Here is a 7,633-nt window from a genome sequence, read left to right on the forward strand (position 1 = left end):
ACGCCGCCAGCGTTCGTCCTGAGCCAGGATCAAACTCTCACTAAAAAGTTTAATCTGTCTCAAATTTCTTTGAGTTAATCTTAGACGTTCAAAAGAATTGCTGGTTTATCTTTACTTAATATTCTGTTCAATTTTCAAAGATCTATTTTCAAATAAATATTGCGCTCAAATCGACCGCTTTTTTATATTAACACTTAATGTTCAAATTGTCAACATTTTTCGTATTAATTTATTTAATTTTTATTTCCTCATCTCGAGGACGTTATTTATAATATCATGTAAAATAAATTCTTAATTTGTAATATTGCATAATTAATTTATATTATTATTACTTTTCTATATTTTTCTTTATATTTCTAACAATTTCTTATAGTAACACACCAGGAAAGGTTGATTAAAAAAATAATATTTTATTTTACTTAACAAAATTTATACTTTAAAATTGAATATATAATTAAAAATAAGCAGGAGGTATTTATGTTCAAAAAAGCCTTTTTATTATTATTAGCATCAAGCCTTCTTTTAGTAGCTTGTTCAAAAGATCCAGAAGAAACTAAAAACAACTCATCCTCTATAACTAATAATCAAGAAACTAACAATATAATTTCATCAAATATAAATAATAAGAAAGAAACTAATAAAAATATCAGTCTTTCTAACGAAACTTTAACTCCTAATAAATTTTTATATTTAGGAAATTTATTATTTTTCTCAAATCCTAAAAATGATAATAAGTTGACTGTAGCTGAAATTCCTTATGATAATACATATATAAATGATACTTACATAATAAACTCTTTTGATTATTCAATAAATTATATTACAAGCATAAATAATATAATTTATTTTTCATCAGCATCTCAAAAGGATAGAGGCATTTACAGTTTTAACTACGAAAAAGATACTATTTCAAAATTAAATGATGATGTTGCTATTAACTTAGTTTCTAACGATAAATATCTATATTATATAAATTCATCAGACAAACTTATTTATTCTTATGATATTAAATTAAAAAATAAAAAACTACTTTCAAATAATAAAGCAGGAAAATTCATTTTTAATAACAATTTTATTTTCTATCAAAATTTAGATGATAATTCCAAATTATATGCACTAAAAGCTGATGGAACTTCTAATATTAAATTAACAGATGTCTCTGTAGATAGTTTTATTACTTACAGTAATGGCTTATTATTTTTTGATAGCAGCAACGATAATATTCTTTGTTTCTTAAATCTATCTCAAAATAAAATAACCCAATATTCTTATATTAAAGGAGAAAATTTAAAACAATATAATAACAAAATTTATTATATAAATAGTAATAGTGGCAATTCTTTGAATTCATTAAGCATGAATAATAACGAAGAAAAATTTGAAACAAGCTTAGTATTATCTGATTTTATTAATGATTACTTCATTACAAAACAAAAAATATTTATTGATAAAGCAGCAAATCTTAATGGAATTCAAGTATTGAATATAGAATAAAATTAATCTTATAAACAATAGTACCTGTGTTTAAAAACACAGGTACTATTGTTTATAATTATTTACTAAAGCTTATTAACTATTTCTTTAAATTTATTACCCCTTACTGCAAAATTAGGGAACATATCAAAAGATGCACAAGCTGGCGATAATGTTACTATATCTCCTTCTTCTGAAATTTCTCTAGCTTTTTCAACAGCTTCCTCTAAAGAATCCACAATTGTAATTGGAATCTCAATTCCCTTTTCCTCCTTTAGCTTATCAAAAACATGCTTAATCTTGTCTTTAGTAGCACCAAGAAGAATTAAGTGCTTTATATATGAATGTCCTTCTTCAGCTAAAGGTTCAAAAGGTATATGCTTATCATATCCTCCAGCTATTAATATAACCTTTCTATCAAAAGCAAAAAGACCAGCTAAAGTTCTAGTAGGACTTGAAGCTATTGAATCGTTATAATATTTAACTCCATCTATCTCCCTCACTAATTCACATCTATGCTCTACACCTGTAAAAGTTTGAGCAACTTTTTTCATAACCTCTATTGAAACATCATCTTTAACCGCCAAAAAGGCTGCAAGATAATTTTCTATATTATGAATTCCCTTTATTACAATATCATCCTTATTGCATACTTCTTTATCTTGTAAAAATAAAGTATTATCCTTAAAATATGCTCCATCTTCTATACATCTTTTTGAACTAAATTCTAAAACTCTTCCCTTAGCTTCCTTAACAAAACTATGAGTTATCTCATTTTCTCTATTTACAACTAAAAGTCCATTTTTATCTTGATATAAAAATATATTCTTTTTAGCATCTATATATTCTTGCATGTCCTTATGCATATCTAAATGGTTTGGAGCTAAATTTGTTACAACTGCAACATCTATAGGTAAACTCATAGTCATAAGCTGAAAACTTGATAATTCTAAAACTACCATATCCTCTTCGTTTATATCTTCAACATTTGCAAATAAAGGAGTTCCTATGTTTCCTCCAACCCAAGTTTTATATCCTGCTTCACTTAATAATTTTGATATTATTGTTGTTGTTGTTGTTTTTCCGTCACTTCCTGTTATTCCAAAAATTTTACCTCTGCAATATCTAACAAACTCCTCCATTTCAGAAGTTATGTAAGCCCCTTCATTTTTAGCTCTTACCAAAGCTTCTGAATCTATCCTCATTGAAGGAGTTTTAAAAACAACCTCAAAACCTGTTAACCTATCTAAATATCCTTCCCCTAATTCCAAGGAAACTGATAAACTGTCAAATTCATCAGCAACTTCCCCTAATTCCTCTCTTGTTTTTTGGTCAAAAGCTGTTACTATTGCTCCAAGTTTAACTAAAAATCTTATTAAAGGTATATTACTAACTCCTATACCTACAACTGCTACCTTTTTACCTTTTATAAATTCTTTAAATTCACTAAACTGCTTTTTCATCATATTCCTCCAAAGTAATATATAAAACATTATATTAATTCTAATATCAAAAAGTGCGAAGCACTTTTTAATGTATAATGTAGGACTTCAGATTATTAAAATCTATCTTAATTTTGTCCATTTTCTAGCTAATTATATCACTTAAAATATTAAAATACAAAAATTGGCCGCCTTAAAATTTTTTTATATTTTAAGGCAGACCATTATTTAATTAAAACTCTAAACTTTTTTCTATATAAGCAGTTAGGTCTTCAATCTTAATTCTTTCTTGAAGCATTGTATCTCTATTTCTAACTGTAACTGATCCATCATTTTCTGTATCAAAATCTATTGTAATACAGAATGGTGTTCCTATTTCATCTTGTCTTCTATATCTCTTTCCTATACTTCCTGCTTCATCATAATCTACGTTAAACTTCTTGCTTAATTGCGAATATACTTCTAAAGCTTTATCTGAAAGCTTCTTTGAAAGTGGTAATACTGCAGCTTTATATGGGGCTAAAGCTGGATGTAAATGTAATACTGTTCTCTTATCTCCACCTTCTAATTCTTCTTCATCATAAGCATCAACTAAGAACGCTAAAGCAACTCTATCTGCTCCAAGAGATGGTTCAATAACATATGGAATATACTTTTCATTAGTTGAAGGATCTAAATAAGTCATATCTTGACCAGAATGTTCTTGATGTTTATTTAGGTCATAGTCAGTTCTATCAGCAATTCCCCATAATTCTCCCCATCCAAATGGGAATAAGAATTCTATATCAGATGTTGCATTTGAATAGAAGGATAACTCTTCTTGTGAATGGTCTCTTATTCTTAAAGAATCTTTATTCATTCCTAAGCTTAATAGGAAATTCCAGCAGTAATCTTTCCAATAATTAAACCATTCCAAATCTGTACCTGGCTTACAGAAGAATTCTAATTCCATTTGCTCAAATTCTCTTGTTCTAAAAGTAAAATTACCTGGTGTAATTTCATTTCTGAAAGACTTTCCTATTTGAGCTATACCAAATGGAACTTTTTTTCTCGAAGTTCTTTGAACAGACTTAAAATTTACAAATATACCTTGTGCAGTTTCTGGCCTAAGATATATTGTGCTTGCTGAATCCTCAGTTATTCCTTGGAAAGTTTTAAACATTAAGTTAAATTGTCTTATTTCAGTATAATTTAATTTTCCACACTTTGGACAAACTATATTATTCTCTTCTATAAATTCCTTTAATTGTTCATTGCTCCATCCATCTGCACTAGCTACTTCTGCTCCATTTGCAGTCATATAATCTTCTACCAGCTTATCAGCTCTAAATCTTGATTTACATTCCTTACAATCCATTAAAGGATCTGAAAATCCTCCAACGTGACCTGAAGCAACCCAAACTTCTGGATTCATAAGTATTGCACAGTCAACCCCTACATTATATGAACTTTCTTGTACAAACTTCTTCCACCAAGCCTTCTTTACATTATTCTTAAATTCTACTCCTAATGGACCATAATCCCATGAATTTGCAAGACCTCCGTATATTTCTGAGCCTGGGAATATAAATCCTCTACTTTTACAAAGAGAAACGATTTTTTCCATAGTTTTTTCTACAGCCATTTTAATACCTCCAATTCTATAAAATAAAAAAAGCCCAAAACCTGAAGGGACGAAATTTAATTCCGCGGTTCCACCCTTCTTGGCTTTAGCCCAACTTTCTCAAAACTTAATACTCAAAAGCTCCCTTCAACTTATACTTTTAACGGTTTGCACCATACACCGTCTCTCTAAAAAAAGCTATAAGCCTACTCTTCTTTCTCACCGTATTTATTAAATTATATATTAATTTTATCAAAAGCTTTATTTATGTCAATAGAATTCCCAAATCAATTAATAATTATCAGCTTTTAAATAAGTTTTAGTAAGTTTATTAATATCAACTTAAATAAAAAAACTTTTATAAATATAGAACTTTTTATCTATATTTATAAAAGCTTTTTAAAATGGCTCCGCGGAGAGGACTCGAACCTCCAGCCTATCGGTTAACAGCCGAGTGCTCCACCATTGAGCTACCGCGGAATATTGTAAATTATTTTAAAATTAAAATGGCTCCGCGGAGAGGACTCGAACCTCCAGCCTATCGGTTAACAGCCGAGTGCTCCACCATTGAGCTACCGCGGAATATTATAAATTAATTTTAAAATTAAAATGGCTCCGTGGAGAGGACTCGAACCTCCAACCTATCGGTTAACAGCCGAGTGCTCCACCATTGAGCTACCACGGAACATTTACTACACTAGTTATTATATCAACTTTTTTTTATTTTGCAAGCACTTTTTTTATTTTTAATATATTTACATAAAAATTTAAAGGTAAAAGAGTTGAACAAAGCTTAGTAATATAGCCTTTTCAACTCTTTTACCATAAATTAATTTTTATATTAAATTTATTTTAAAGGTTTCATTGTTGGGAACATAATAACGTCCCTTATTGATGCTGAATCTGTTAAGAACATTATTAATCTGTCTATACCTATTCCTAATCCACCTGTTGGAGGCATACCTGTTTCTAATGCACTCATAAACTCTTCATCTATAACGTATGCTTCATCGTCTCCTAGTTCTCTTTCTTTTTCTTGTTGCTTAAATCTTTCTCTTTGAACTATAGGATCATTTAATTCTGAATATGCATTACATATTTCTCTTCCATAAACAAAACCTTCAAATCTTTCAGTAAAGGCTTCATTTCCTCTCTTTTTCTTAGTTAGAGGGGATATTTCTACTGGATAATCATATACAAAAGTAGGTTGTATTAAATGTTCTTCAGCATATTCTTCAAATAACATATTTAATACTTCACCTTTTGTTACATGTTTTAAATCCTTCTTAAACTCTAAGTTCTTTTCTTTAGCTATTTGTTGAGCTTCTTCATCAGTTTTTATTTCATTAAAATCTACTCCAGCATATTCTTTAACTGCATCTACCATAGAAATTCTTCTAAATGGTGGAGTAAAGTCTATTTCTGTTCCTTGATAAGTAACTTTAGTAGTTCCATTTACCTTTTCACATACTGTAGCAATTAAATTTTCACATATTTCCATCATATCATTATAATCAGCAAAAGCTTGATATAGTTCTATCATTGTAAATTCTGGGTTATGTCTTACAGACATTCCTTCATTTCTGAAAGTTCTTCCCAGATCATATACTCTTTCAAGACCAGCAACTATCGCTCTCTTTAAGTATAATTCTGGTGCTATTCTTAGATACATCTCTATATCTAAAGCATTATGGTGAGTTATAAAAGGTCTTGCTGATGCCCCACCAGCAATTGGTGATAGCATTGGAGTTTCAACTTCTATAAATCCTCTATTATCCAAAAATTCTCTTATACTCTTAAGTATTACAGCTCTCTTTTTGAAGATTTCCTTTACTTCTGGGTTAGAGATCATATCTACTTCTCTTTGTCTGTATCTTAAATCAGGATCCTTTAATCCATGCCACTTTTCTGGTAATGGTTTTAAAGATTTAGAAATTAATTGGAATTCAGTAACTCTTATTGATACTTCACCTGTTTTAGTCTTAAATACTTCTCCAGTTGCAGCTACCCAGTCTCCTAAATCAAAGTTTTTATAAGCTTTTAAGTTTTCCTCTCCAACAACATCAATCTTTAAAAATAATTGAATTTTTCCATCTCTATCTTGTATATCAGAGAAAACAACCTTTCCCTGACCTCTTTTAGACATTATTCTTCCTGCAACAGTAACAGTTTTTTCTTCTAACTCTTCAAAATTTGCCTTTATTTCTGTAGACATATGTGTTCTTTCTACTTTGTACACATCAAAAGGATCCTTACCTTGTGCTTGTAGCTCTTGTAACTTTTCTCTTCTTAAAGCCTCTTGCTCACTAAACTTAGATTCTAATTCCTCTATATTTATTTCTTCTGTGGACATTCTTTATCCTCCTTATTATAATATTTTAGTATATTTCTAAAATTTTAAACTTATTAATACCACCTGGTACAACAACTTCAACTTCATCTCCAATTTTTTTACCTAATAAAGCCGCACCAACAGGTGATTCGTTTGATATTTTAAAACTCATAGGATCTGCTTCTGCTGAACCTACTATTGTATATTCTACCTCTTCATCAAATTCATAATCTTTAACTTTTACAGTCTTTCCTAATGCTACAACATCATTTGGTAATTCAGATTCGTCAACTACTTGAGTATTCTTTAACATATTTTCTAATTGAGCAATTCTACCTTCTGTAAAAGCTTGCTCATTTTTTGCTTCATCATATTCTGAGTTTTCACTTAAATCTCCATAACCTAATGCAACCTTAATTTTTTCTGTAATTTCTTTTCTTTTTACAGTTTTTAAATATTCTAATTCTTGTTCTAACTTCTTAACTCCTTCATATGTCATTAAAAACTTTTTTTCGCTCATGATTTTCTCCCCTTCAAACTCTTCTTAATTTTATTGTTTTTACTTAATATTTTGCTTAATTTTATAGTATTATTTATTTGATTAAATTATTCTAAACATTATAAAACAGCAATTACATATATGTCAACTAAACTTATTTTAATACAGAGATTTCGCATCTAATTTCCAGTAAAGCTTTTTTCTTTATAGGAAATTAGATTTTTTCTATTTTATTGAAATTTTGGAAGAGAAAAAGGCCGTAGGCCATGTATATAGATACACCT

General features: G+C 29.0%; 5 protein-coding genes, 3 tRNA genes and 1 other annotated feature. Of the genes, 1 reads left to right on the plus strand and 7 read right to left on the minus strand.

What is annotated here, in order from left to right; all coding sequences use genetic code 11:
- Window positions 1–477: 477 nt before the first annotated feature.
- Window positions 478–1,494 carry a DUF5050 domain-containing protein gene (locus KQI16_RS12140; RefSeq protein ID WP_216434783.1) on the plus strand — a complete coding sequence of 339 codons (1,017 nt, stop codon included), beginning with the start codon at window positions 478–480 and terminating at the stop codon, window positions 1,492–1,494.
- Between the two features lie 65 nt (window positions 1,495–1,559).
- On the opposite strand, the gene murD is transcribed toward KQI16_RS12140, so the two are convergent.
- From murD to greA, 7 genes are all read right to left on the minus strand, one after another.
- Entirely contained in the window at window positions 1,560–2,936 is a 1,377-nt protein-coding gene (murD, locus tag KQI16_RS12145; RefSeq protein ID WP_216434785.1) for a UDP-N-acetylmuramoyl-L-alanine--D-glutamate ligase, read from the minus strand.
- A gap of 211 nt (window positions 2,937–3,147) precedes the next feature.
- Entirely contained in the window at window positions 3,148–4,539 is a 1,392-nt protein-coding gene (locus tag KQI16_RS12150; RefSeq protein ID WP_216434787.1) for a glycine--tRNA ligase, read from the minus strand.
- A gap of 42 nt (window positions 4,540–4,581) precedes the next feature.
- Window positions 4,582–4,750 (minus strand) — a binding site (T-box leader).
- A 173-nt stretch (window positions 4,751–4,923) separates the two neighbouring features.
- Window positions 4,924–4,998, minus strand: a tRNA-Asn gene (locus tag KQI16_RS12155).
- A gap of 27 nt (window positions 4,999–5,025) precedes the next feature.
- A tRNA-Asn gene (locus KQI16_RS12160) sits at window positions 5,026–5,100 on the minus strand.
- A gap of 28 nt (window positions 5,101–5,128) precedes the next feature.
- A tRNA-Asn gene (locus tag KQI16_RS12165) sits at window positions 5,129–5,203 on the minus strand.
- A 162-nt stretch (window positions 5,204–5,365) separates the two neighbouring features.
- Window positions 5,366–6,871, minus strand: coding sequence for a lysine--tRNA ligase (gene lysS, locus KQI16_RS12170; protein ID WP_216434789.1), 1,506 nt, complete (start codon window positions 6,869–6,871; stop codon window positions 5,366–5,368).
- 25 nt (window positions 6,872–6,896) lie between these two features.
- Entirely contained in the window at window positions 6,897–7,370 is a 474-nt protein-coding gene (greA, locus tag KQI16_RS12175) for a transcription elongation factor GreA (RefSeq protein WP_216434791.1), read from the minus strand.
- Between the last annotated feature and the right edge of the window lie 263 nt (window positions 7,371–7,633).

Source organism: Caproiciproducens sp. MSJ-32 (assembly GCF_018918055.1).
In the GTDB taxonomy this organism is placed as follows: domain Bacteria; phylum Bacillota; class Clostridia; order Clostridiales; family Clostridiaceae; genus Clostridium.

Excerpts from the sequence above, each read along its gene's own strand:
- lysS (WP_216434789.1), bottom strand. The coding sequence starts at position 6,871 with ATGTCCACAGAAGAAATAAATATAGAGGAATTAGAATCTAAGTTTAGT.
- KQI16_RS12140 (WP_216434783.1), top strand. The coding sequence starts at position 478 with ATGTTCAAAAAAGCCTTTTTATTATTATTAGCATCAAGCCTTCTTTTA.
- murD (WP_216434785.1), bottom strand. The coding sequence starts at position 2,936 with ATGAAAAAGCAGTTTAGTGAATTTAAAGAATTTATAAAAGGTAAAAAG.
- greA (WP_216434791.1), bottom strand. The coding sequence starts at position 7,370 with ATGAGCGAAAAAAAGTTTTTAATGACATATGAAGGAGTTAAGAAGTTA.
- KQI16_RS12150 (WP_216434787.1), bottom strand. The coding sequence starts at position 4,539 with ATGGCTGTAGAAAAAACTATGGAAAAAATCGTTTCTCTTTGTAAAAGT.